Source organism: Erythrobacter insulae (assembly GCF_007004095.1).
In the GTDB taxonomy this organism is placed as follows: domain Bacteria; phylum Pseudomonadota; class Alphaproteobacteria; order Sphingomonadales; family Sphingomonadaceae; genus Erythrobacter; species Erythrobacter insulae.
In genome coordinates this window covers 792,375-814,341 of sequence record NZ_VHJK01000001.1, presented here as the reverse complement: position 1 = coordinate 814,341, position 21,967 = coordinate 792,375, and the positions used below count along the sequence as shown (strand labels likewise).

The 21,967-nt window shown below is 59.3% G+C and carries 22 protein-coding genes; 21 read left to right on the top strand and 1 reads right to left on the bottom strand.

Annotated features, from left to right (window positions below):
• The first annotated feature begins 1 nt into the window (after position 1).
• The 13 genes from FGU71_RS03905 (at position 2) to FGU71_RS03845 (ending at position 12,451) form a co-directional block, all read left to right on the top strand.
• Positions 2-409, top strand: coding sequence for a flagellar hook assembly protein FlgD (locus FGU71_RS03905; protein ID WP_142787344.1), 408 nt, complete (start codon positions 2-4; stop codon positions 407-409).
• 50 nt (positions 410-459) lie between these two features.
• Positions 460-1,272: a flagellar hook-basal body protein gene (locus FGU71_RS03900; RefSeq protein ID WP_142787343.1), complete on the top strand. Its 813-nt coding sequence runs from the start codon at positions 460-462 to the stop codon at positions 1,270-1,272.
• A 10-nt stretch (positions 1,273-1,282) separates the two neighbouring features.
• Positions 1,283-2,023, top strand: coding sequence for a flagellar basal body rod protein FlgF (locus FGU71_RS03895; protein ID WP_142787342.1), 741 nt, complete (start codon positions 1,283-1,285; stop codon positions 2,021-2,023).
• A gap of 45 nt (positions 2,024-2,068) precedes the next feature.
• Positions 2,069-2,860: a flagellar basal-body rod protein FlgG gene (gene flgG, locus FGU71_RS03890; protein WP_142787341.1), complete on the top strand. Its 792-nt coding sequence runs from the start codon at positions 2,069-2,071 to the stop codon at positions 2,858-2,860.
• An 8-nt stretch (positions 2,861-2,868) separates the two neighbouring features.
• On the top strand, positions 2,869-3,576 hold the full coding sequence (locus FGU71_RS03885; protein WP_142787340.1) for a flagellar basal body L-ring protein FlgH: 708 nt from the start codon (positions 2,869-2,871) through the stop codon (positions 3,574-3,576).
• A gap of 82 nt (positions 3,577-3,658) precedes the next feature.
• Positions 3,659-4,711: a flagellar basal body P-ring protein FlgI gene (locus tag FGU71_RS03880; RefSeq protein WP_407644407.1), complete on the top strand. Its 1,053-nt coding sequence runs from the start codon at positions 3,659-3,661 to the stop codon at positions 4,709-4,711.
• On the top strand, positions 4,708-5,010 hold the full coding sequence (locus FGU71_RS03875; protein ID WP_142787338.1) for a flagellar biosynthesis protein FlgJ: 303 nt from the start codon (positions 4,708-4,710) through the stop codon (positions 5,008-5,010). Before FGU71_RS03880 ends, FGU71_RS03875 begins: the two co-directional genes overlap by 4 nt.
• Positions 5,010-6,350 carry a flagellar hook-associated protein FlgK gene (gene flgK, locus FGU71_RS03870; protein WP_142787337.1) on the top strand — a complete coding sequence of 447 codons (1,341 nt, stop codon included), beginning with the start codon at positions 5,010-5,012 and terminating at the stop codon, positions 6,348-6,350. Before FGU71_RS03875 ends, flgK begins: the two co-directional genes overlap by 1 nt.
• Before the next feature lie 17 nt (positions 6,351-6,367).
• On the top strand, positions 6,368-7,285 hold the full coding sequence (gene flgL, locus FGU71_RS03865; protein ID WP_142787336.1) for a flagellar hook-associated protein FlgL: 918 nt from the start codon (positions 6,368-6,370) through the stop codon (positions 7,283-7,285).
• A 42-nt stretch (positions 7,286-7,327) separates the two neighbouring features.
• Complete coding sequence (motA, locus tag FGU71_RS03860; RefSeq protein WP_142787335.1) at positions 7,328-8,191, top strand: flagellar motor stator protein MotA; 864 nt, start codon at positions 7,328-7,330, stop codon at positions 8,189-8,191.
• 1 nt (position 8,192) lies between these two features.
• Complete coding sequence (locus FGU71_RS03855; protein ID WP_142787334.1) at positions 8,193-9,131, top strand: flagellar motor protein MotB; 939 nt, start codon at positions 8,193-8,195, stop codon at positions 9,129-9,131.
• 54 nt (positions 9,132-9,185) lie between these two features.
• A complete protein-coding gene (locus tag FGU71_RS03850; protein WP_142787333.1) occupies positions 9,186-11,633 on the top strand; it encodes an HAD family hydrolase in 2,448 nt (815 codons plus the stop codon).
• Positions 11,630-12,451 carry a class I SAM-dependent methyltransferase gene (locus FGU71_RS03845; protein ID WP_142787332.1) on the top strand — a complete coding sequence of 274 codons (822 nt, stop codon included), beginning with the start codon at positions 11,630-11,632 and terminating at the stop codon, positions 12,449-12,451. The genes FGU71_RS03850 and FGU71_RS03845 overlap by 4 nt, the downstream gene beginning before the upstream one ends.
• A 93-nt stretch (positions 12,452-12,544) precedes the next feature.
• On the opposite strand, the gene FGU71_RS03840 is transcribed toward FGU71_RS03845, so the two are convergent.
• Positions 12,545-13,363, bottom strand: a complete 819-nt coding sequence (locus FGU71_RS03840; protein ID WP_142787331.1) for a flagellin N-terminal helical domain-containing protein — start codon at positions 13,361-13,363, stop codon at positions 12,545-12,547.
• A 281-nt stretch (positions 13,364-13,644) separates the two neighbouring features.
• Between FGU71_RS03840 and FGU71_RS03835 the strand changes: the two genes are divergently transcribed.
• Genes FGU71_RS03835 through FGU71_RS03800 form a run of 8 tightly spaced genes read left to right on the top strand, consistent with a single transcriptional unit; the run spans position 13,645 to position 21,946 of the window.
• The gene (locus FGU71_RS03835) at positions 13,645-14,982 is read left to right on the top strand and encodes a sigma-54 interaction domain-containing protein (protein WP_142787330.1); all 1,338 of its coding nucleotides are present in this window, start codon (positions 13,645-13,647) and stop codon (positions 14,980-14,982) included.
• Positions 14,979-15,344, top strand: a complete 366-nt coding sequence (gene fliE / locus FGU71_RS03830) for a flagellar hook-basal body complex protein FliE (protein ID WP_142787329.1) — start codon at positions 14,979-14,981, stop codon at positions 15,342-15,344. The genes FGU71_RS03835 and fliE overlap by 4 nt, the downstream gene beginning before the upstream one ends.
• Positions 15,345-15,347: 3 nt before the next feature.
• Entirely contained in the window at positions 15,348-17,000 is a 1,653-nt protein-coding gene (gene fliF / locus FGU71_RS03825) for a flagellar basal-body MS-ring/collar protein FliF (protein ID WP_142787328.1), read from the top strand.
• A complete protein-coding gene (fliG, locus tag FGU71_RS03820) occupies positions 17,000-18,046 on the top strand; it encodes a flagellar motor switch protein FliG (RefSeq protein WP_234035630.1) in 1,047 nt (348 codons plus the stop codon). Before fliF ends, fliG begins: the two co-directional genes overlap by 1 nt.
• Complete coding sequence (locus tag FGU71_RS03815) at positions 18,027-18,692, top strand: FliH/SctL family protein (RefSeq protein ID WP_142787327.1); 666 nt, start codon at positions 18,027-18,029, stop codon at positions 18,690-18,692. Before fliG ends, FGU71_RS03815 begins: the two co-directional genes overlap by 20 nt.
• On the top strand, positions 18,689-20,029 hold the full coding sequence (locus FGU71_RS03810) for a FliI/YscN family ATPase (RefSeq protein WP_142787326.1): 1,341 nt from the start codon (positions 18,689-18,691) through the stop codon (positions 20,027-20,029). The genes FGU71_RS03815 and FGU71_RS03810 overlap by 4 nt, the downstream gene beginning before the upstream one ends.
• Positions 20,022-20,477, top strand: coding sequence for a hypothetical protein (locus FGU71_RS03805; RefSeq protein WP_142787325.1), 456 nt, complete (start codon positions 20,022-20,024; stop codon positions 20,475-20,477). The genes FGU71_RS03810 and FGU71_RS03805 overlap by 8 nt, the downstream gene beginning before the upstream one ends.
• Positions 20,474-21,946: a hypothetical protein gene (locus FGU71_RS03800; protein WP_142787324.1), complete on the top strand. Its 1,473-nt coding sequence runs from the start codon at positions 20,474-20,476 to the stop codon at positions 21,944-21,946. The genes FGU71_RS03805 and FGU71_RS03800 overlap by 4 nt, the downstream gene beginning before the upstream one ends.
• Positions 21,947-21,967: the final 21 nt, after the last annotated feature.

Below are 21,967 nucleotides of genomic sequence, written 5' to 3'. Positions count from 1 at the left end.
CATGAATATTTCTGCGCAAACGTCCGGGGTTACCCCTCCGGTTGCTGATCTTCAATCGACCCTCGATCGGATCAACACCCCGTCCGCGCCTTCCTCCAGCAATGGTTTGGGAGCTCTTGGACAGGCCGATTTTCTGCGGCTTTTGACTACGCAATTATCGCTCCAGGACCCTTTGGAGCCTGCCAATAATGAGCAAATGCTGGCGCAGATGGCGCAGTTTTCCTCACTCGCGGCATCCACCGAATCCAGCGAAACTCTTAGCGAGATTTCGGCCAAGCTCGACAATCTGATCGCAGCTCAAGAAGCCGCCGCCGACGCGAGCCGTGCGGCTATCGAAGCCGCAGCCAATGCGGCGCGCGCCGCTGCACAACAAAGCGCGCCGACCGCTGCCGATCTGCAATCCATTTAACACTCCGGCCTCCAACCACCCTTAATTTTTAAGCAAGGAAACCCTGACCGATGTCCTTTTTCACTTCACTTAGCGGTATGAAAAACGCCGAAACCGATCTGCGTGTGATCTCGCATAATATCGCCAATGCCGAGACCGCCGGGTTTAAAAAAAGCAACGCACAATTCAGCGATCTGGTCGCCAATGGTTCTGCCAGCGATCCGCGCCGCACTCCGGGCATCGGGGCGGCTGTCTCTTTGATCAATCAGGATTTCTCGCTTGGCCCGATTGAGCAGACTGGCCGCAGTCTGGACGTGTCAATCAATGGCGGCGGCTTTTTTGCTACGGCCAATCCGATTTCAGGCGATCTCGCCTTCACCCGCAACGGCAATTTTCAGATCGATGCGAACGGCGCGCTTCAGGATGCCAACGGCGATCTGGTCCAATCCTACACCGTTGATGCGTCGGGCGCGATTACAGGCACGGTGCCAAGCAACGCGACGATCCCCATAACCAATGCTGCCGGTGCGACACTTGCCAGCGTTTCGATTACCCGCAACGGGGTGATAACGGCTGCTTACACTGACGGATCGACAGAACCTGTGGCTGCTGTCGCTCTTGCAACTTTCCCTGCTGCCAACGGATTGCGTTCGATTGGTCAGACAAAATGGGAAGCCACCGGCGATTCCGGTGCCCCCGTTTATGGCGCACCTGGCATCGGCAATGTCGGCGATTTGTTGTCCGGCACCCTTGAACGCTCGAACGTCGATCTGGCTGAAGAAATGGTCTCGCTGCTCACGGCGCAGCGCAATTTTCAGGCAAATGCCCGGGCCATTGATACTGCGACCGCAATTTCCCAGACCGTTTTGAACCTGCAAAGATAAAGGCTGATCGATGGACCGCCTGATCTACACTGCGTTTACCGCGATGAATTCCGCGATGGACCGTCAACGCACTGTTGCAAACAATCTCGCCAATGCCTCCACGCCCGGTTTTCGCGGGGAGATATTCGCGGTGAAAGCGGCAACCGTGCGCGATGGCTCGCCAGAGGCCCGCGCCATGGCGCGCGGCAATGTGCGCGGTGCGGATATGACTGCAGGTCGGGTGACATCCACCGGCCAACCAATGGACATTGCGGTCAATGGGAAGGCCTTGATAGCGTATCAGGCCCCCGATGGCGGAGAGATTTACTCTCGTCGGGGTGATTTGAAAGTCGCGCTGTCGGGCTTGCTGGAGAACGGCGAGCGCCTGCCTGTCATGGGGCAGAACGGCCCGATCACGGTGCCTGCCGGTTTCGATATCAGCATTGCGGCCGATGGCACTGTGCTGGGCGGGGATCCGGCGGCACCAAATGCGCCTGCTGAACCGCTGGGACGGATCAAGCTCGCCTCTGCCGATGGCAGTGTGCTGGTGAAAGGCATCGACAGTTTCCTGAAAGTGCCTGGTGGAGGTGTGCTTCCCGCGGATCCGACCGCGCAGGTAACGACCGGTGCGCTGGAACAATCGAATGTCGAAACCGCCGATACATTGGTCGCCATGATCGAAGCGCAGCGCGCCTTTGAACAGCGCGTAAAAATCATCAGCACTGCCAGCGAACTTGACGAAGCCGGCAGCCGTTTGATGGCCATGCGTTAAGCCTGATCTCGCTCTGCCCGACCTGCAATATAAAAGGATTTCTTCATGCCAAATTCGGCTCTTCACGTCGCCCGTACCGGGCTTGAGGCGCAAGATGCGCGGATGCGCGTTATCGCGAACAACCTTGCCAATATTGGCACCACCGGTTTCAAACGCGACCGCGCTGATTTCGCGACGCTCGCTTATCAGGAACAACGCGTCGCGGGACAGCAATCAACCGGGCAAACAGCCTATGCAGTCGGCAAGAATTTGGGCACCGGTGTGCAGGTGATGGGCACCAGCCGGATCGAAAGTCAGGGTACGCTCAATACGACGGGAAATACGCTTGACGTGGCGCTTGATGGGCCGGGGTTCTTTCAAGTCGAATTGCCCGGTGGCGGCGAGATCGCTTATACCAGAGCAGGCAATTTCACACTCTCTCCCGAGGGGCAGCTGATCACTTCGCAAGGCTACACTGTAACGCCTGCGATCCAGATTCCGCAGGGCGTGGAATCCATCTCTATCGCGCCGGATGGCACGGTTAGCGCGGTTCAGCCCGGCACCGCTGCACCGGTTCAGCTGGGGCAGCTTACCGTTGCAAGTTTCGTCAATCCGGCTGGGCTGCGCGCCATTGGCGACAACTTCCTGGTTGAAACGGGCGCCAGCGGGCCGGCTGAAATCGGTCCGGCAGGTTTGAACGGGCGCGGCAATGTGCGCCAGGGCATGCTGGAGGCTTCCAACGTCAATGTCGTCGAAGAGCTGGTCGAAATGATCGAGGCCCAGCGCGCTTATGAAATCAATTCAAAGATGATCAGCGCCGTCGATGAAATGCTCCGCAACGCGAACCAGACATTGTGAGACAGTTTATGACAATTCATTTTCGAACGTGTTCGGCCGCGCTGATCGCGGTGTCCGCTTCGGCTTGCATGGGTGCAGGCAGCGGTCCGCAAGCCGGCTTTACCGCGCCGCCCCCGCCATTATCGCCGCTTACGGCTGTGACCGCACAAAATATCCCGAGCGAGGCCGCGCTGGCAGACAATCGCGGGTCCATTTTCCAGGTCGGACAGGGTTATTCCGGGTTGCATGTCGGAACCCGCGCCCGCGCGCTTGGCGATATGGTCACCATTGTGCTGGTCGAAAACACGGCAACCTCCAAAAGCACTACCGGCCAAACCAACCGGGATGGAGGCTTTTCGATAACCCCGCCAACGGCCGGACCGCTAAGCTTTCTGAACCCCAATGCCCTTAATCCTTCGGCGCAGGGTTCGTTCTCGGGAGGAGGCAACGCTGCACAGCAAAGCCAGCTTACCGGAACGGTCGCGGTCACAATCGCGGCACTTTATCCCAATGGTACCGCCGAGGTCGTCGGAGAAAAACAGATGTCGCTTAGTCAGGGGAAGGAATGGGTCCAGTTTGCCGGGCGGATCCGCCTGATCGATATCAACGCCGACAACCGATTGCCCTCGTCTCAGGTCGCCAATGCCCGGATCATTTATTCCGGTAAGGGCGCAGTGCAACAGGCCAGCCGCCCGGGATGGCTCTCGCGTTTTTTCAATTTCATCTCGCCGCTTTGACCGGCCCCGTGACGCAAGGAGTAGCGACATGAAATCTTTATCCCAATGGATCACCGTCATCATTGCCATTCTGGTAGCCATCATGCCTGCCGCCGCAGCCGCAGAGCGCATCCGCGATCTGGGCGAATTCGAAGGCCTGCGGACGAACCAGCTCACCGGCTATGGTGTGGTGGTTGGCCTGCAGGGGACTGGCGATGACAATCTTCAATATGTGACCGAAGCCATGAAGGGTGTTTCGGGCCGGCTGGGCATGCAATTGCCGCCCGGTGTCAGCCCGAATTTGCGCAATGCGGCTGCGGTGATCATCACCGCCGAATTGCCAGCCTTTGCCAAACCCGGACAACGGATCGACATCACGGTATCAACGCTGGGTCAGGCCAAAAGCCTGCGCGGCGGCGCGCTGGTGCTGGCCCCGCTCTACGGCGCGGATGGTCAGATATACGCGATGGCTCAAGGCAATGTCGCGGTCGGCGGTTTGGGCGTTTCGGGGCGCGACGGTTCGCAATTGACGGTCAATGTGACCACCGTTGGCCGGATCGCTGATGGAGCCTCGGTCGAGCGCGCGGTTGCAACCGGATTTGATCGCCAAGGCACGTTGCATTTTAACCTGCACCGCGCCGATTTTCTTACTGCATCGCGCGTTCGCGACGCGATCAACACGCGTTATCCGGGGATGGCCAGCATCGCCGACGGCGTCAGTATTGAACTGACCCTGCCATTCGGGAATGACATTCGCGCGGCCCAACTGGCTGAAATTGAAATGTTGACCGTAACCCCTGCGCCTGTCGCGGCGAAAGTGATCGTCAACAGCCGCACCGGAACGGTTGTTATCAACCAATCGGTGCGCCTTTCGCCCGCCGCGATCAGTCACGGAAAGCTGGTCATCAGGATCGATGAATCCCCGCGTGTGGTTCAACCCGAACCATTTGCGAATGGCGAGACCGCGGTTGAGGAAGCAAGCGAGATCAGTGTCGAAGAGCGATCCGACCGCGTCGCTTTGATGCCGGGCGCGGCTTCGCTTAGCGAAATTGTCGATGCGCTCAATCTGCTTGGCGTGGGGGCGTCTGATCTGGTCGTCATCCTCGAAAGCCTGAAACAGGCCGGCGCTTTGCAAGCCGAAATGGTGGTGTTGTGATCACTCCCGCTATCTCGACAGGACTGGCAGGCAAGTCCGAAGCCCTTTCGCCGGAGCGCCGCGAATTGCGCGAGGCGGCGCAGGGGTTTGAGGCGATCATGATCCGCCGGATGCTTGAATCCGCGCGCGCTTCGGGTTTTGCCGAAGATGCGCCGCTCACCGGCGGCGGGCTTAAACAGTTCGAGAAAATGCGCGATGAACATTTTGCTGAAGTCGCCGCCGGATCGGGCGCCTTCGGGTTTGCACGGAGTATCGAGGAACAGCTTGCTCAATATGTTGATGGGCAAGGGGGTATGTGATGCCAACCGCACTTATCTCTATCGGCCGCAGCGGCGCGGCGGCAGCGCGAGCCAGCCTTGAGCTGACAGCGCAGAATATCGCCAATGCCTCAAACCCCGATTATGCGCGGCGATCGCTGTCGCAAAGCGAACTGGTCGGCAGCGCAACGATCGGATTGAATTCGGCAAATGCCTATGGCGGGGTCCGCATTGGCAGTGTGGCGCGGGCCGATAGCGAATTGGTGCAATTGCAGTTTCGCAGAGCAAGCGCCGACCTCGCCCGGACCGGAGCAGAAATTTCGGGTTTAAAAGGGGCTGAAACCGCGCTTGAACAGTCGCGCCTGTTCGAAAGCCTGGTTGATTTCGAAGCTGCTCTGGTTCGTCTGGAGAGCGATCCGCTGGACCCGGTTTTGCGGACCTCCGCTTTGGAAACCACCCGCCAGCTGACCAATACATTTCAATTGGCCAACGGATCGCTTGGCGATAGCCGCAGCTTGCTGCAATCCGAAGTGGCGGCAGGCATGGAACAAGCGCAAAGCCTGGCCGATGAGCTTGCCCGGACCAATGCCGAACTGGTGAGTGCGCGCGATGGCACAGCCTCAAAAGCAGCCTTGCTTGATGCGCGTGATGCGCAGCTGCGCAAGCTGTCGGAACAATTCGGGATTAAAGTGCAATTCGATGAATTCGGCGCGGCGCAGGTTCGGCTGGATGCGGCACCTGACATTGCGCTGGTGAGCGGAGCAAGTGCGGCCACGCTCGGCTTTACGACGGATGCCGAAGGCAAAACCGCGTTTCAGGCGGATGGACAGGGTTTCACACCTGCCAGTGGAGGGCTTTCGGGCACTCAGACCGCGTTGGATCAAATTGCGGCGATGCAGTCCGATCTGGACGCAATCGCGCAGCAAATCATCACAGCAGGCAACGCAGCGCAGGCGGCAGGATCGACTGCTGCCGGTACTGGCGCTCCGCCGCTATTCACTGGCAATTCTGCAGGCAATATCGAAGTAGCGCTTGGCTCCGGAGCGCAGTTTGCAACGGCCCCTGCAGGCGCGCCCGCCGGAAGCCGCGATATTTCGAACTTGCGCGGTTTGATTGCGGCTGTGGGTTCCGATCAAGGCCCGGTTGCCACTGCAGATACGTTGCTGCTCGGCGTGTCGAGCCGTATTTCAGGGCTGGATACGCGGCGCGAAGGGCTTGCGATTATTGCCCAGAGCGCGGAAACGGCGCTGCTTACAGAAACCGGCGTCGATCTCGACGCAGAAGCCGCCGCGCTTGTGCGTTTACAACAGGCATTCGAAGCCAATAGCCGCATCATTCAGGTTGCCGCCGATCTGTTCGATACGATCCTTGGCCTGAGATAGCGGGGGAGGCGTTTGACATGACCACTCTTGGCAATTCGACTGCTGCGTATTTTAACCGATCGCTGAACCAGATGGCTGAACTGCGCGGGTCGATTGAACGACTGCAAACGCAGGTCGCGACAGGACAGCGGATCGAACGCGCATCGGATGATCCGGTGGCTGCCGCACGGCTGCGCGCTCTGGACCGGCGGGATCGGCTGAGCGAAATTGAACAGGATAATGCAGCCAAGCTGCGTCAGGATTTGACCTTTGCCGCGGATCAGGTTGGCGGCGTGGCCAATGTGATTGCCCGCGCCCGTGAACTGGCACTCGCAGCTGCAAATGATACGCTGCCGGAAACCGCGCGGGCTGCAATCGCAGAAGAGCTTGAGCAATTAAACGAGGAGCTTTTCGACCGGGCCAATGGCGTCACTTTAACAGGTGAACCCCTGTTCGCAGGGACAGCGGCGGCGCCTGCCTTTACCCGCGATGCCGCTGGCAATGTGACCTATGCCGGGAACGGCCAGATCGGCTCGGTCACTGTCGCGCCCGGTACTGATATCGAAAATGGTGTCGCTGGCCGCGATGTGTTTGAATTTTTGGTTGGTGGATCTCCCACCAGTGTATTTGCCGTTGTGACCGGTCTGGCAGAGGCATTGCGCGGCGGTGTGGCCGATCCAACCGCAGCGGCGCAGGCGTCACTCGAAGGGTTCGACGCGGCGCTGGAATCTGCGACCCGCAATCAGGCCGTTTTGGGCACACGAATCGCGTGGATCGAAGTCATTCAGCAGAACCAGGCTGATCGCAACATTGCATCCGCAGAGCAGCGGTCCGAAGTCGGCGATACCGATTTAAGCAGCGCAATCGCGCAATTGCAGCAGACCCTGACCGCGCTCGAAGCGAGCCAGGCCAGTTTCGCCCGCGTTAGCTCGCTATCGCTTTTTAACGCGCTGTAACGCGCATCCAATCCTTTAAACGCTAAACTGGAGCCAGCCGAAATGTTCGCCATCATTGGTATCATTGTTCTGATCGTCATGGTGTTTGGCGGCTTTACCTTGGCGGGCGGCTCTATGGGGCCGATCCTGGCGGCATTGCCATTGGAAATGATGATGATCGGCGGAGCCGCACTCGGCGCCGTCTTGATCGGAAACTCCATGCACGAAATCAAACTGCTCGGAGGCGGGATTGTCAAAGTCTTCAAGGGTCCGACATACTCCGATGCCGATCATATCGATGCCATCGCGCTTACCAGCCAATTGATGAAACTGCTTCGCGCAGAAGGCGCCGTTGCATTGGAAAGCCATGTCACCGATCCTGAAAACTCGACGATCTTCAGCGAATATCCCAAGCTGCAAAACGATCCGGTTGTCCGCGATCTGATTTGCGATCCACTCACACTGATGGTGGTTTCAAGCGGCACGTTGGATACGCACGCAGTCGAGGACGTGATCGACAACGCGATCAAGACCCAGCTGCATGAAATGGAAGAGCCCGCCCATGCGATCCAGTCCATGGCGGATGCTTTTCCCGCGCTCGGGATTGTTGCGGCTGTTCTGGGTGTGATCAAGACTATGGGTTCTATTAACGAACCACCCGAAATTCTGGGTAAGATGATCGGCGGGGCCTTGGTTGGCACGTTTCTGGGCGTGTTGCTGGCGTATGGATTTGCCGGACCGATGGCGAGCCGTTTGAAACAGGTTAACGCGCATGATCAGCAGATATTGCATTCGATCAAGCAGGTGATCATCGCCAGCCTGCATGGTTATCCGCAGCCGCTTGTGCTTGAGGCGGCTCGATCAGGCCTGCCGCCTGCGCACCGGCCCAAGCTTACCGATCTGCTCGATCTGATGCGGGGCCGCTAGAATGGCCGAGGAAAACGCCGCAGCACCGCCTGCACCGATCATCGTCAAAAAGATCACGATTGAACAGGCTGACGGCCATCATGGCGGTGCGTGGAAGGTCGCCTATGCCGACTTTGTCACGGCGATGATGGCGTTTTTCCTATTGCTGTGGCTGCTCGGGGCGACAGAGGAAAACCAGCGCAAAGGGCTTGCCGATTATTTTTCACCAACGCTTGTGAAGACGCGTCAGGAAGGCGCAGGCGCCGATGGTATGCTGGGCGGAAGCTCGATCACGGATGTCGATAATTATCCCAATGCAATGGGGCAGACTGGGACGAAATCCATCACCATTCCGCGCGGTGCGACAGGTGGACCGGTCGAAGGCGGCGGGCGCGGAGAAAGCGAAGCCGAGCGGATTGAAAATCTGCGCGAGAAAATCGCCGAGCAGCTGGAAAAGCAGAAGAGGCTTCGACATCTGGCAAAGCAGGTCCGGGTTATCCGCGCGCCGGACGGCATCCGGATTGATCTGGTGGATGATGCCGATTTTTCGATGTTTGCGCTCGGCACCACGATCCTGACCGCCGATGCTCGCGGCCTTTTGCAGGTTATCGGAGACAGCATAGCGGATGAAACCGCGCCGCTTATCCTGAGAGGGCACACCGACTCCCTGCCGTGGCGGTCTGGCGTGCAGGTCAACAATTGGTCGCTTTCAACCGGACGCGCGGAAGCCACCCGTCAGGCCTTGATCCTTCAAGGAATGAACGAAGGCCGATTTGCCCGGATCGAAGGCGTTGCCGACCGCGAACCGTTGATTTTGGATGATCCGGCAGACCCGCGAAACCGGCGCATATCGCTCTTGCTGTTAGAGCCGCAAGGCCGCAGCAGACAGGTCATTGCCAGCGCCGCGATACGTACTCCCACGCAGGGCACCAGCACCACTCCATCAACCATGTCGAACTAGCCCGTCTCTCCAGCAAGGCGGCCCAATGGCTGCGCTTTTTACTGGAGAGCAGATATGACAGAGACAATTTTGCCGCATGAACTGGCCCAAGCGCTGGATCGCGCGCCAGCGGGTATCAAGCTGCTGTCTCTGGATTGTTTTGACACTCTATTATGGCGTGACTGCCACGCGCCGACCGATGTGTTTGCCGCTTTCGATGCGGCGCTGCCGGGGCAACGGATTGTTGGCGAGACCAATGCCCGCAAGGCGCAGCAAACCCTCCGCCGGAGCAGCGAAGTCGGGCTAGACGCGATCTACGCGCAAGTTTTGCCCAACGCGTCAGCTGCGCACCGCAAACATGCAATCGCCGAGGAATTGGCCGCTGAGGCGCGCGCTTGTTTTGCATTTGGGCCGGCGGTCGATCTGATGCGGGCCGCGAAAGCCCGGGGGCTTTCAGTGATTATTGTATCGGACACCTATCTGGATGCGGTGCAACTTGAACAGCTTATCCGCAGCGCCGCTGGCGATGCTGTTGCCGATCTGATTGACCGGGTCTTTGCATCCTCGCAGGCAGGCATCTCGAAAGGGCAGGGCCTGCTGTCGAAAGCGCTCAAGGTGATGAAATGCCGCCCCCATGAGGCGCTGCATCTGGGAGACAACAAAGCGGCCGATTATGATGCCTCGCGCGCGCTCGGTGTGCCGGCATTGCACCTCTTGCAGTTCAGCGATGCTGCACGCGGACGTTTGCGGTTCGAACGCGCTTTTGCGCAGATTATCGGCGAACAGCGCGATGATATGCGCGGCTTGCAACCGCACCGCGCAATCCTGTCCCGTGACGAGCCATTATGCGATGACCCGGCAGAGGCTTTGGGCCTAAGCGTGCTCGGTCCGGTGTTCGCCGGGTTTGATCGCTGGCTAAGGTCAGAGGCAGAGATGCTGCGCGTAAAACAGGGCGGAACAGTCCACTGGCTGTTCATGCTGCGCGACGGGTATCTGCCAAAACGGGTGCATGAAGCTGGCGGTGCGTGCCCCAATACTGCCAGCGTTGAAATCAGCCGATTTACCGCAACAGCAGCATCGTTATCCTCGCGTGAGGCGTATGATGGGCACATCGCTTTGGAGCATGGCCTCAATCCGGCGACGCTTGCACGGCAAATGTTGATGGATGATGCCGAGATTGAACGTATCGTTGGTACGCCGCACAGTGCGGCTGACAAATCCGCCGCCAGCGCCAAACTGATAACCGAACTGCGCAAAGGCCAACGTCAAAAGATCACTCTGCGACGCGCGCGTGGATTTGCCGACCGCTTGACAGAGCATGTGCGCCAGGCTGTCGATCCGCAACCGGGTGACACGCTGATGCTGGTCGATCTTGGCTATAACGGATCGGCCCAGAACCGGATCGATGCGCTTTTGCAAGAGACATTCGGTGTGCAGGTGGCGGGCCGATATCTGTTGCTGCGCGAGATGCAGGCGACTGGCCTTGATAAAAGAGGGCTTATTGATGCGCGGCATTTCGATCCCGAATGTCTCGAAGCCTTATGCGGTAATGTCGCCGTGATCGAACAGCTCGCGACCTGCGATCTGGGTTCTGTGGTCGATTACACCGATCAAGGGGCGCCAATCCGCAAAGACAGTGCCGTTAAAGGCAAACAAAGCGACATTCGCGAAGCGGTACAACGCGGGGTGGTGAGCTTTACCAAGGCCGCAGCGGTGCCTCCGATCATCCGTGATAATTTTGCCCATGAAGCCCGCGCGTGGCGGGATGGCGTGGCGGCCGCGCTGGGCCGGTTCATGTACCTGCCTGCGGCCGAAGAACTGGACGTGCTTGCCCGGTTTGAACACGATATAAATCTGGGCAGTGAGCGCATGGTTTCGCTGTTCGACCCGGATCATGCCCGCGAAGGAATGCGGCGGCGCGGACTGTTCTATATGAAAGGATCGTCCCGCATGTTCCTGCCTGCCGAACTGGCGCAGGAGGACATGAGCACGCGGCTTTCCCTGATTGCGCAGAAACGCTTCGGGCTTGGCCTCAGCTACACTGACCATACGCGAAGCGCGTTCGAATTGCCGGTATTTTACGTCAGTTCCAATGACACTGCGCAAACCACCGTAGAGGCGCGCGCCACGCACGATGGATATTTCGCCGCGCGGATTCCGCTCGGTAGCAAAGGTTTTGGAGCGGCTCTGCAATTCGGCGGCGTGCTGGAATGGATCGAGCTTGTCTCGATTACGTGCTCGCCTGTGAGCGGGCTGAAGGGAGGCTTTGCCAATGATGCGCCGCCAGTGCCCGTAACGGCGCAATTTGACGGGGTTGAGGAGCGTGCACCGGGCCTGTTTGAATGCCTGTCCGAGACATCTTTGGTGCTCGTCCCGCCGGACGCGGTTCCCGCCTGCGATGAGCCGCAAATGCTCGAATTTGTGTTTCGTCCGCTCAGAAAGCGCGGCGATAGCGCCACCCCTTTCGCCGCACGTGCAGCCACTGCGCGCGCTGCCATCACAGCATCGGAGAAAGCCGCATGAGCAACCTGTTGATCCACTCAATGTCCGAATTTTCAAACATCATCATGCCCTGCCTCGCGGAGGCACAGGTCGCCTCGATCACGGAAATTGGCAGCGAATTTGGCGGTATGTCGAAAGTCCTTGCAGAACACTGCGCCGGTCAAGGCGGGAAGCTGACCTGCTTCGACCCCGAACCGGACCCCAGCTTTTCGAAATGGGCAGAGGATGACGAAGCGGTGAACCACGTCTTGCTGCCAAGTCTTGAGGCATTGCCAAACGCGCAGGCCGCCGATGCGTGGTTTGTTGATGGCGATCACAATTATTACACCGTGTTCCACGAGCTGACCGAAATTGACCGGATCTCGCGCGCAGCTGGCACGCCGTTACTGGCGTTCTTGCACGATGTTTCGTGGCCATGTGCGCGGCGTGATTTCTATTACGCCCCAAACCGCATTCCGGCCGATTGGCGCCATCCCTTCAGCTATGACCATGGTGTCCGCTTGGATGAGGGCGCTGTGCTTGAAAATCGCGGCTTTCGCGGCGGTGGAAGTTTTGCTGTCGCGCTTGAATCTGGGGGGCCTGGCAACGGTGTCTTGACTGCGGTTGAAGATTTTCTGGCTGATGCCGACAGCGAAGAGCGCCCGCTCTATTATGTCCATGTTCCGGCGGTATTCGGGCTTGGTATTGTCTTTGATGCTAATGCACACTGGTCAGAGGCCTTTGCGCAATTTTTGCTGCCTTATCATCACAACCCACTGATCGCGCGGTTAGAGGAAAACCGCCTGCGCAATTATCTTGAGGTGATTGACTGGCAAGACCGCACCGCTGATGCCGCTTAAATCGCGCCCTTTCCAACCATAACAAAAAGCCCGGCAGCCTTGCGGCTACCGGGCTTTTCTTTTGCCTTTTTTATCAAAAGGCGGGGGCTGAAATTAGCGGAGCAAAGACAGAACGTTTTGCTGCGACTGGTTCGCCTGGGCCAACATCGCTGTCGATGCCTGGTTCAGGATTTGCGCTTTTGCCAGAGCGGTCGTCTCTGCCGAGAAATCGGTATCTTCAATTCGTGAACGCGCATCGGCCAGGTTGGTCGCCGTTGTCGTCAGATTGTTGATGGCCGATTCCAACCGGTTTTGGCCTGCACCCAGCGAAGACCGGGCGGTGTTCACATCTTTAAGGGCATTATCGACGTTGGTGATTGTGGTTCCGGCATTGGCGACAGAGGTAACATCCAGTGCGGTGGCGCTGATATTGGTGCTATCAATCGCGCTACTGGTGAGCGTGACCGTGCGGCCTGCATCGATTGCAATATCGACGGTTACGTCGCTGCCGCTGGTGGTGCTGAAGACGGACACGCCATTGAACTGCGTGTTGGTGAGAATATCGTCGATCTGGGCGCGCAGTTCGTCAACCTCGGTATCCATGAACCCGCGGCTATCGGCATCATATGTGCCAGAGCTCGACTGAATGGCCAGCTCACGGACACGCTGAAGCATGTTGGTGACTTCGTTCAGCGCCCCTTCGGCTGTCTGAGCCAGGGCGATGCCATCATTGGCGTTACGGATGCCCTGGTTAAGCCCGCGAATTTCGGACGAAAATGTGGTTGCGATCGACAGGCCGGCAGCATCATCGCTGGCGCCGTTGATGCGGCGACCCGTTGAAAGGCGCTCCATCGCAGTGTCGAGCATACGGTTGGCCTGCATACCCGAATTGGCGGCGCGCAGAGCGGAGGTGTTGGTATTGATAACGGACATTGGTCAAACTCCCGATGGTCTGGTCTTCCGCAGCGAGAGGGGCTCGCCGCTGGTGAGACATAGAGCGACCATCGGCGCGAATGTTTAAGCGCGAATGTTCGTTTTTTTGATTTCTAACCCGGTCAGCCCTCACGCGGGCGCGCGGGAAAACTACAGCCGGAAATCCGCGTCTACGTGGTCCTACGGGGGCTTAAATTTGCTCTATCTTGTCCGGCTGGGCGGCAAATCCTTTCCGACATGAAGCCACACCTTTGAAAAACATAAGGCCAAACGGTTCCGCTATGCTGAATTCTATCCGCGATCCCCGATCAAATGCTGCCGCCATTGCCGCGCCTCGCGCCGGCGAGGATGAACAAGAAAGCAGTTTTGAACACCGCCATCGCACTCTGCTCGGCAGTACTCTGCCGCTGCTTGGCAAGGATTGGCAGCGCGATCGGCTGTTGCTGGGTGAAAACGGCCGGTTCGCCTGTCCGCCGGGCGGACGCAGAGCTGACACGATTGAAATTGATCTGGTCCAATCGGAGGTCCCGTCAATTTCGTGGCTTGCCGATCACCGCGTCGCGCTTGGTTATAAAGAATGCAATCTGGATGCCGCCCGCGCGGCCTTTATTGCTGTGGCGGCGCAAGGCGGTATGCCGATCGCAGCCGACGAACAGAGCCTGGCGCTTCTGACTTTGGCTGAACGGATCGCGCGCAGCGAAATTCCGGTTCTTCTGGAGGGGCCAACTGGTACCGGCAAAGAAGTGCTTGCCCGTTTTGTCCACCGGCTTTCATCGCGCAGCAAAGGACCATTTGTTGCGGTCAATTGCGCTGCGATGCCCGAAGCCATGCTGGAAGGATTGCTGTTTGGTCACCGCAAGGGCGCGTTTACCGGCGCGGCCGAAGCGCGCGATGGGCTTTTCCGCGCAGCGGATGGAGGCACGCTGCTGCTCGACGAGATTGGTGAGTTGCCGCTTGCTCTGCAGGCGAAATTGCTGCGGACTTTGCAGGAAGGCGAGGTTTTGCCGCTTGGCGCGACCAAGCCTGTGCGCGTTGATGCACGGATCGTCGCGTGTACCAATCGCACGCTCAGCGCCGAGGTCGAAGCGGGCCGGTTCCGTGAAGACCTGCTTTACAGGCTTAATGTCTTCCCCCTTGAATTGGCCGCCTTGCGCGATCGGCGCGGGGATATTGCTCCGCTGGCCTTTGGGATGTTGCTGCGCCACGCATGTCGCACAGACATGCCGCGATGGATATCCGGCCAGGCATTGGCTTTGCTTCAGACCCACATCTGGCCGGGGAATGTCCGCGAGCTTGAAAATGTCATCCGCCGTGCAATCTTGCTCGCGGGGGACGCCGCGCAGATTGGCTCCGAACATATCGTTTTTGATCAACCGGTGCGATCAGTGGCCGATAACAATGTAGATCTGCCATCACCGCCAATCGCGCGGCATGGCAATCGCAAATTGTCCGATGTTGCGTTTCAATCCGAAGCGCAGGCAATCCTGAATGCGCTGGAAAACCATGGCGGGCATCGGGCAAAAACAGCGCTCAGTCTGGGGATTTCAGAACGCACGTTGCGGTATCGCCTGGCGTCCATGCGCGAATCCGGCCTTTTGGCTGCAGGCGGTGAAGCATGAGCCCCGTGCGTCCCGTTGCCGGAGTTCAGGACGTGCTCGCCTTGCGTCAGGAAGTTCTTGCTCGCAGCAAGGCGTTGCAGGATGTGCGTGCTGCATCGGACACTACCAATCCCGGCGCTGCGGCGGCCACGGCCACCCCTGGGGTTAATTTTTCCGACACGCTTGGCACGGCACTGCAGCAGGTCAGCGCGGTTCAGCAGCGCTCTGGCGATATGCAGGCCGCCTATGAACGCGGCGAGGTCACCGATATCGCGCAGGTGATGCTCGCCCGGCAAGAGGCCGGCGTTGCGTTTGAGGCGACCCTTCAGGTCCGCAACAAACTGCTATCTGCCTATCAAGATATTATGCGGATGGGGAGCTGATAGATGGCCGATCCCACGATGCCTGTTCCTGCCAATGGCGCGGCAGTCCCAGTTGCCCAACCGGCCAGCCTTTCGGGTTTGAGCACCGGATTGAATGCGGGCGGTTTCGGAGAGCAAATTCGGGCTTTCACAAGTCAACCGGCAGTTCGCCGGGCGCTGCCAGCGCTCGCCGGGCTTGGAACGATTGCAGTCGTTGCGGCTCTGTATCTGGCGATTGCCGACGGGCCGCAGCGTATTCTCTATTCCAGTCTGAGCGATGGCGAACGCGCCAAAGTTATCGAGACACTGGATCGCAGCGGCATCGGATATTCCATCGATGCCGGCACCGGTGTGGTGACAGTGGGCGAGGATGACCTTTACCGGGCACGAATGGCTGTCGCCAGCGACGGGGGTCTGGCCGCGCCGGAGGGCGCGAGCGAGATGCTCGATGCGATACCGCTGGGGTCAAGCCGCACATTGGAAGGCGAGCGCTTGCGCTTGGCGCGTGAGCGCGAATTGATGTTGACCATCCGCGAGATTGACGGGATCGAAGCGGTGCGGGTCCACCTTGCAACGCCCGAACGATCGGTCTTTGTAAGAGAGACCAACGCCCCGACTGCTTCGGTGATGGTTCGATTGGTCAGTGGCCGCTCTCTGGGTCAGGATCAGGTCGAAGCAATCGTCAATCTGGTATCGGGTTCCGTCCCCGGCATGACCGCCCAATCGGTGCGCGTTGTCGATCAAAACGGGCGCTTGCTTTCTTCGGTCCGCGACCGGGCTATGGATGGCCTGCTGCTCCAGCGCGAATTTGAAGGCAAGCTGCGCGATCAAGTGAATGCTTTGTTGATGCCGCTTTTAGGGGATGGCAGTTTTTCAAGTCAGGTGCAGGTCAAACTCGATCAAAGCGAAGTGACCGCCGCGCGCGAGAGTTATGACAAAGACGGCTCGGTCCGCAGCGAAAGTGAACGCAGCGCGGTGCGGTCTGCCGGGGCAGAAGCGGGCGGCGTTCCAGGCGTCACAGCCAACACACCGCCACCCGATGCGGAACTGGTGGATGAAGCGCCGCAAGCAACCGAAGCAGCCTTGGACCCGGATGCGCCCGGCGTACAGCCGCCCGGCGACAGCGAAAGCTCAATCCGGCGCGATTATGAGTTGGGGCGTGAAGTCGCCGTCACCAGCACGCGGCCAGGCGGATTGGTCAAACTTTCCGTTGCTGTTGCCGTAAGCGATGCCGCTTTGAAGGCTGCTGCGCCGCTTACCGCCGAACAATTGCAATCCTTGGTCAGCGCCGCCGTTGGCGCGGATGAAGCGCGCGGGGATACTGTTGAAATAGTCGTCAGCGCATTCGAGACGACCGAGATCACCCCTCCGGCTTTTTACGAGCAACCGTGGTTCGCAATGGCGCTGCGGTATGGCACTGCATTGCTGGCGGTCTTGCTCGTCTTGTTGATGGTTGTGCGGCCATTGATGAAACGGATGCGCAACGAAGATCGGGATCCAAATGCCGATAACGATGCTGAACCGATCGTGGCCAATGAAGGCAATCAGAATTCATCGGGCGATGATCTGCCGAGGCAGGTTGAATTGGCCCGCCAGCTCGCCGTGGCGCAGCCTGAACGCGCTGTGGAAGCACTGCAACGGATGCTGGAGCCGCCGGCAGAAAAGGCAGATGCGTGATGAGTGACCTTGCTGATACCCAAAGCCTGCAAGGCGAACCCGAACCTGCGCGTGAGGCGATGAGCCGGACTCAAAGGGCAGCCGTTTTCCTTACGCTTTTGGGTGAAGAGGAAGCCGCTGCGTTGTTGGCTCGGCTTGGCCCTGGAGAGCTTGAGCGGCTGGGCGGTGCGATGTGCGCGCTGGGTGAAATTGATCAGCTGGGAATCGCCGAAGCGCTTGGTGATTTCGTGACTGAGGCGGACCGGAATATTGTCCCCGCGCGCGAACGCTCCGGGGAAGTGCGGTCTTTGCTGACGCAGGCTTTGGGGGAAACCAAAGCGGAAAGCATGATGCAGCGGATCACACCAGAAATTCGCCCCCGAACAATCGAAATGGCACGCTGGCTTGCGCCTAATGTACTGCTTAAACTGGTCGATGGCGAGCATCCGCAGGTGATCGCGGCATTGCTTTTGATGCTGGAAAGCGAAGCCGCCGCCGAGGTCCTGACGCAATTGCCCACAGATATGCAATCGGCCGTGATTGAGCGCGTTGCCCGTATCGGCCCAATTTCTACTCACGCCGTTGATATGATCGACAGCCTGCTGTCACAGCGCATCGGTGCCAATTTTGGAGCAAGCGCGCTGATGTTGGGAGGGCCGCGGGAGGCCGCCGACCTGATTAATCTGGCGGCGGGCGAGGTCCGCAACACTGTTTTGCCGGTCATCGCACAGCTTGACCCGGCATTGGCCGAGGCCATCGAAGAGCAAATGTTCACGTTTGAAATGCTGCTTGAGCTTGATCCGCAGGCCATGGGCCGATTGCTGCGAGACGTTGATAGTGAGGCGTTGGTTGATGCATTGAAAGGATTGAAGGAGCCGGAGCGTGCTCCGTTCTTCGCCGCCATGTCGAGCAGGGCGGCTGACGGCATCCGTGATGATATTGATCTGCGCGGGCGGCTTGCGCGAAGCGAGGTCGAAGCGGCGCAGCGGCGCATCATCGAAACGGCCCGCAGTCTGGCTGATCAGGGTGAAATTGTGATCGGAGCCGATGATGGCGAATTCGTCTGACTGGATCGGCGCGTTGGCCGAGGCTGAGCCTGATCAGGCGAGCGGTCGAGGTGTGTCCGATTGGATCAGGGCGCTGCCGCGCAGCGCGGAATTTCGCGAAGGTTATGTGTTTGCAGACACAGCTCAGCTTGCAGGGCAAGTCGGAGATTGCGGCAGCGATGTTCCCGGTGGCACCGAACGCGAACCGGCAGCAGATGCCACGGCGCGCGCTTTTGCCGATGGCGAAGCCGCCGGACGTGCGGCCATGCAGAGCGAGCTTGACCAAGTGATCGCTCACCAGCGCGATATTCGGCTTGCTTTTCGAACGTTGGATCAAAGCGCGATGGATGCCTTGGCGCAGGAATTGTCTGCGACAGTTCTTTCACTTTGCACACAGGTGTTAAGCGAAAGTGCGATCGACGCAGATGCTCTATTGCAAAGAGCGCGTGACGCAGCACGGACCTTGGGCACTGCGGCGGATCAATGCGTGCTGCACCTCCATCCTGCCGATATAGACACCCTTGGCCAGCACGCTCCGCAAACGTGGACAATACATCCTGACACGGCTCTGGAGCGCGGGTCGCTGAGGCTTGAAGGCGGCGATGGGGAAGTGTTGGACGGCCCCGATCAATGGCGCCGCGCAATCGCAGAGGCGCTGCGCGGATGATTGCCGAACTTCAGCTGGATCTGGCGCGTATGCGCAGTCTGAAAGTCGCTTCCGGCCCGGTATTGTGCGGGCGGGTCATGGCCTGCGATGGCGGGCTTGTCGAAGTTGCGGGCCTGCCTTTGCCGATTGGATCGCTGGGCGCAATCGAAGGCGAGGATGGCGAGGTTTCACTGGCCGAGGTGATCGGTTTTCGCAGCGGACATTCGCTTATGATGCTGCTTGGCGATACAGTCCTGCTTCGACCGAACGCCCCGGTTCGGGCTCTCGGCAATCCGGGCGCGGTTCAGCTGGGCGATGCCTTGCTGGGCCGGGCGGTGGATGGGTTGGGCAATCCGATTGATGGCGGTCCGCCGCTTGGCCTCAACCAATCCTGGCCCCTGGCAGGCCGACGCGAAAGCGCATTGGAGCGGGCCCCTGTTCGCGAGCCATTCGATTGCGGAGTGCGGGCCATAAATGCGCTGGCAACGATGGGTGTCGGCCAAAGAATGGGCGTCATTGCGGGTTCCGGGGTCGGCAAATCGGTTCTGATCGACACTGTCGCGGGCCATGCCGAAGCGGATATCATTGTCGTGGCGCTGATCGGGGAGCGCGCGCGCGAAGTCTCCGATTTTGTGAGCCGTCACATGCAAGGCGCGCGGCGAGGGCGGATCGTGGTGGTGGCGGTGCCGGCTGATCATGCGCCCAATTTGCGTCTGCGCGCGGCGCAATATGCCAGTGCGATTGCCGAATATTTCCGATCTCGGGGCAAACGGACGATGTTGATCGTGGACAGCCTGACCCGCGTGGCCCACGCCGCGCGTGAACTTGCCCTGTTATTGGGGGAACCCGGAGCTGCCCGAGGATATCCGCCATCGGCGCTTGCTGCGATCACGAAACTGGTTGAACGGGCCGGCAATTCGGCGCGCTCGGGCGGATCTGTCACGGGGCTCTACACCGTGCTTGCAGATGGAGATGACGCGCAGGATCCGGTTGTCGATACAGCGCGCGCCATTCTGGATGGGCATATTCTGTTGTCGCGTGATTTGGCGCAGCGGGGGCATTATCCGGCAATCGACATTCCGGCATCGCTCAGCCGGGTGATGGACGATCTGGTTGATCCGCATCTCATGCATGCGGCACGCAGGATCAGATCATTGGTTTCGGCGCGTGAAGAAAACCGTGATCTCGTGTTGATGGGCGCCTATCGCAGCGGGACCGATCCTGTGCTTGATGCGGCGCTCGAACAATCCGCAGTCATTGACGCTTTCTTGCAGCAACCCCGAGGGGACGCGATCAATCTGGCCGATAGTTTTGGTGAATTGCAGTCGGTCGCGAGCATCGGCGCTGCTCATGCGTGAGCGCCGCAAATTGCTGCTTATCCAGCGTCAGAAAATGCTCGCGGATATTGCCCGGCAAGAGGCCATGCGAACTTTGTCCGATGCGTTGATGGAAGAGCAAAAGAGCGCAAGGCTTGCCGGGCGCAGCCGTGATCTTGCAGCCGAATATCATTCACGAGACGGACAAGGCGATGGCGCCGCCATGCAACAGATCATGCGATTTTCCGGCGCTCTTACGGCTCTGGCGCGTGATGCCGATCGCTCCGTCGCCCTGGCCGCGCGTCAGGCCGCTCAGCGGCAGCATGATCTCGCCAAAGCAGACAATCGCGCACGCCGTTTGGGCACGCGCGCGCAGGAGGCAAAGCGACATTTGGACGCAGCAAAAGAGCGCAGTCAATTGAGCAGCAGCGCCGAGCTGGCACGCAAGTTGCAACCTGCAAAGGGAGATAAAACGAGGACGCTTACATGACGATCAACCTGCCCGAGCTGCGGGGCCTTCCGCTCACCATCAATTCTGGCATCGCGCCGCAGAATAAGCATGCCTTCGCTTTGGATGCTCCGCGCGTGAAACAAGAAGAGCCTTTATCTGAGGACGCCGGACTATTGGCGGACGCTCCGCAAACGGCGCTGGCAGAGCCATTTGGCCAGATTTTGGAGACAAGTATTGAACTTGGCTCAAAGCCACTGCGTTCAGCGCAGGCAGCGACGAAAGGCGATGGGTTTTCGGTTGCCATGGCGGCAGACGAAGTTGGCGAACGCGGCAAAACCACGCCGCCGACCGGCCATGGTTTGCCGCCAGTGGCAAATCCCCGGCAACCACAGGATCTGATACAAGAGACCCCGGCCAAACCTTTGCCCGCACCCCGCGAGATCACTCTGGCGCAAACGCCAATGCCGCGCCCGGCAGGAATGGATCGTGCGGCGGTTTCTCAGGATATGCCGCAGCCGGTTAAGACGGTATCCGATCACAAAGCGGGTGACGAAAAACTGTTCAAGCCCACGCTCTTCACGCCACTGGCGGAAATTGACCGAGGCACCGTAGAGCCACAATCGGTTGAACCCACCCCTGCTGAAATTTATCGAACTGAACGCTCAGCCCTTCAAAATTTGACCTTGCCGAGCGATCTTGCGGCCCTCCCGGCGCATCGGCAAGATGCTCGGCATGATCCTGTAAAGGCTGCGCTTGCTGCGCCCGCTGCTGCAAAATCAATCAATGTTCTGCGCGGTGTTGATACGGCAACTATCGCAGCGCCCATTTCACGGCCGCTTGCCCCGCCTCCCAATCTGTCTGATGGGGCGGCGGCTAAGGCGCAGGCGCAAGCCGATATACCCGTGCCAATTGCAGACACCGGTTCGGCGTCCACGCCAATGGCTCCGGCTGCGCCGAATCCGACGCTGGCGTCCGCCGCGCCGACTCCCCCTTCTGGACAAGCGCCGATTGTTGCTGCTGCTGAACTGCGTCCTTCAGCCGACATTGAATCGGCGATTACCCAGATTGCCGAAGCGCGCGAAACCGGCCGTAATTTGCGTCCTGAACTCGCCTTAAAACATGCCGAATTTGGCGCTGTGAGTATGCGGTTTGAGGCATCGGGAGGCGATCTGCGGGCGACCCTTTCCAATCGTGATCCGGGCTTTGTTCCTGCGGTTCACACCGCTCTCGCAGAGCGAACCAGTTTGATCGCGGCGGAAACATCCAACTCTTCATCCCAGCGCGGGCAAGAAAACGGCGCGCATGGTCAGGGCGGCAGCGCAAGCTCTGGCGGAGGCCAAGGGCACGGCACGCCGCAAGGGTCCGATCCCCGCTACGGGTCTTCCACAGGGTCTGGTCAAGGATCGTCTCAACCATATTCGGAGCATCAGGCAATCGAAGGGCAAACGCCCGCACTGCATGATGATGCTCGCGCCGCAGGTGACGCCGATATCGGTCTGTTCGCCTGATTGCGAGGTATCCGATCAAGG

Coding starts and splice junctions, on each gene's coding strand:
- FGU71_RS03905 (WP_142787344.1), top strand. CDS start 2: ATGAATATTTCTGCGCAAACGTCCGGGGTTACCCCTCCGGTTGCTGAT.
- FGU71_RS03900 (WP_142787343.1), top strand. CDS start 460: ATGTCCTTTTTCACTTCACTTAGCGGTATGAAAAACGCCGAAACCGAT.
- FGU71_RS03895 (WP_142787342.1), top strand. CDS start 1,283: ATGGACCGCCTGATCTACACTGCGTTTACCGCGATGAATTCCGCGATG.
- flgG (WP_142787341.1), top strand. CDS start 2,069: ATGCCAAATTCGGCTCTTCACGTCGCCCGTACCGGGCTTGAGGCGCAA.
- FGU71_RS03885 (WP_142787340.1), top strand. CDS start 2,869: ATGACAATTCATTTTCGAACGTGTTCGGCCGCGCTGATCGCGGTGTCC.
- FGU71_RS03880 (WP_407644407.1), top strand. CDS start 3,659: ATGCCTGCCGCCGCAGCCGCAGAGCGCATCCGCGATCTGGGCGAATTC.
- flgK (WP_142787337.1), top strand. CDS start 5,010: ATGCCAACCGCACTTATCTCTATCGGCCGCAGCGGCGCGGCGGCAGCG.
- flgL (WP_142787336.1), top strand. CDS start 6,368: ATGACCACTCTTGGCAATTCGACTGCTGCGTATTTTAACCGATCGCTG.
- motA (WP_142787335.1), top strand. CDS start 7,328: ATGTTCGCCATCATTGGTATCATTGTTCTGATCGTCATGGTGTTTGGC.
- FGU71_RS03855 (WP_142787334.1), top strand. CDS start 8,193: ATGGCCGAGGAAAACGCCGCAGCACCGCCTGCACCGATCATCGTCAAA.
- FGU71_RS03850 (WP_142787333.1), top strand. CDS start 9,186: ATGACAGAGACAATTTTGCCGCATGAACTGGCCCAAGCGCTGGATCGC.
- FGU71_RS03845 (WP_142787332.1), top strand. CDS start 11,630: ATGAGCAACCTGTTGATCCACTCAATGTCCGAATTTTCAAACATCATC.
- FGU71_RS03840 (WP_142787331.1), bottom strand. CDS start 13,363: ATGTCCGTTATCAATACCAACACCTCCGCTCTGCGCGCCGCCAATTCG.
- FGU71_RS03835 (WP_142787330.1), top strand. CDS start 13,645: ATGCTGAATTCTATCCGCGATCCCCGATCAAATGCTGCCGCCATTGCC.
- fliE (WP_142787329.1), top strand. CDS start 14,979: ATGAGCCCCGTGCGTCCCGTTGCCGGAGTTCAGGACGTGCTCGCCTTG.
- fliF (WP_142787328.1), top strand. CDS start 15,348: ATGGCCGATCCCACGATGCCTGTTCCTGCCAATGGCGCGGCAGTCCCA.
- fliG (WP_234035630.1), top strand. CDS start 17,000: ATGAGTGACCTTGCTGATACCCAAAGCCTGCAAGGCGAACCCGAACCT.
- FGU71_RS03815 (WP_142787327.1), top strand. CDS start 18,027: ATGATGGCGAATTCGTCTGACTGGATCGGCGCGTTGGCCGAGGCTGAG.
- FGU71_RS03810 (WP_142787326.1), top strand. CDS start 18,689: ATGATTGCCGAACTTCAGCTGGATCTGGCGCGTATGCGCAGTCTGAAA.
- FGU71_RS03805 (WP_142787325.1), top strand. CDS start 20,022: ATGCGTGAGCGCCGCAAATTGCTGCTTATCCAGCGTCAGAAAATGCTC.
- FGU71_RS03800 (WP_142787324.1), top strand. CDS start 20,474: ATGACGATCAACCTGCCCGAGCTGCGGGGCCTTCCGCTCACCATCAAT.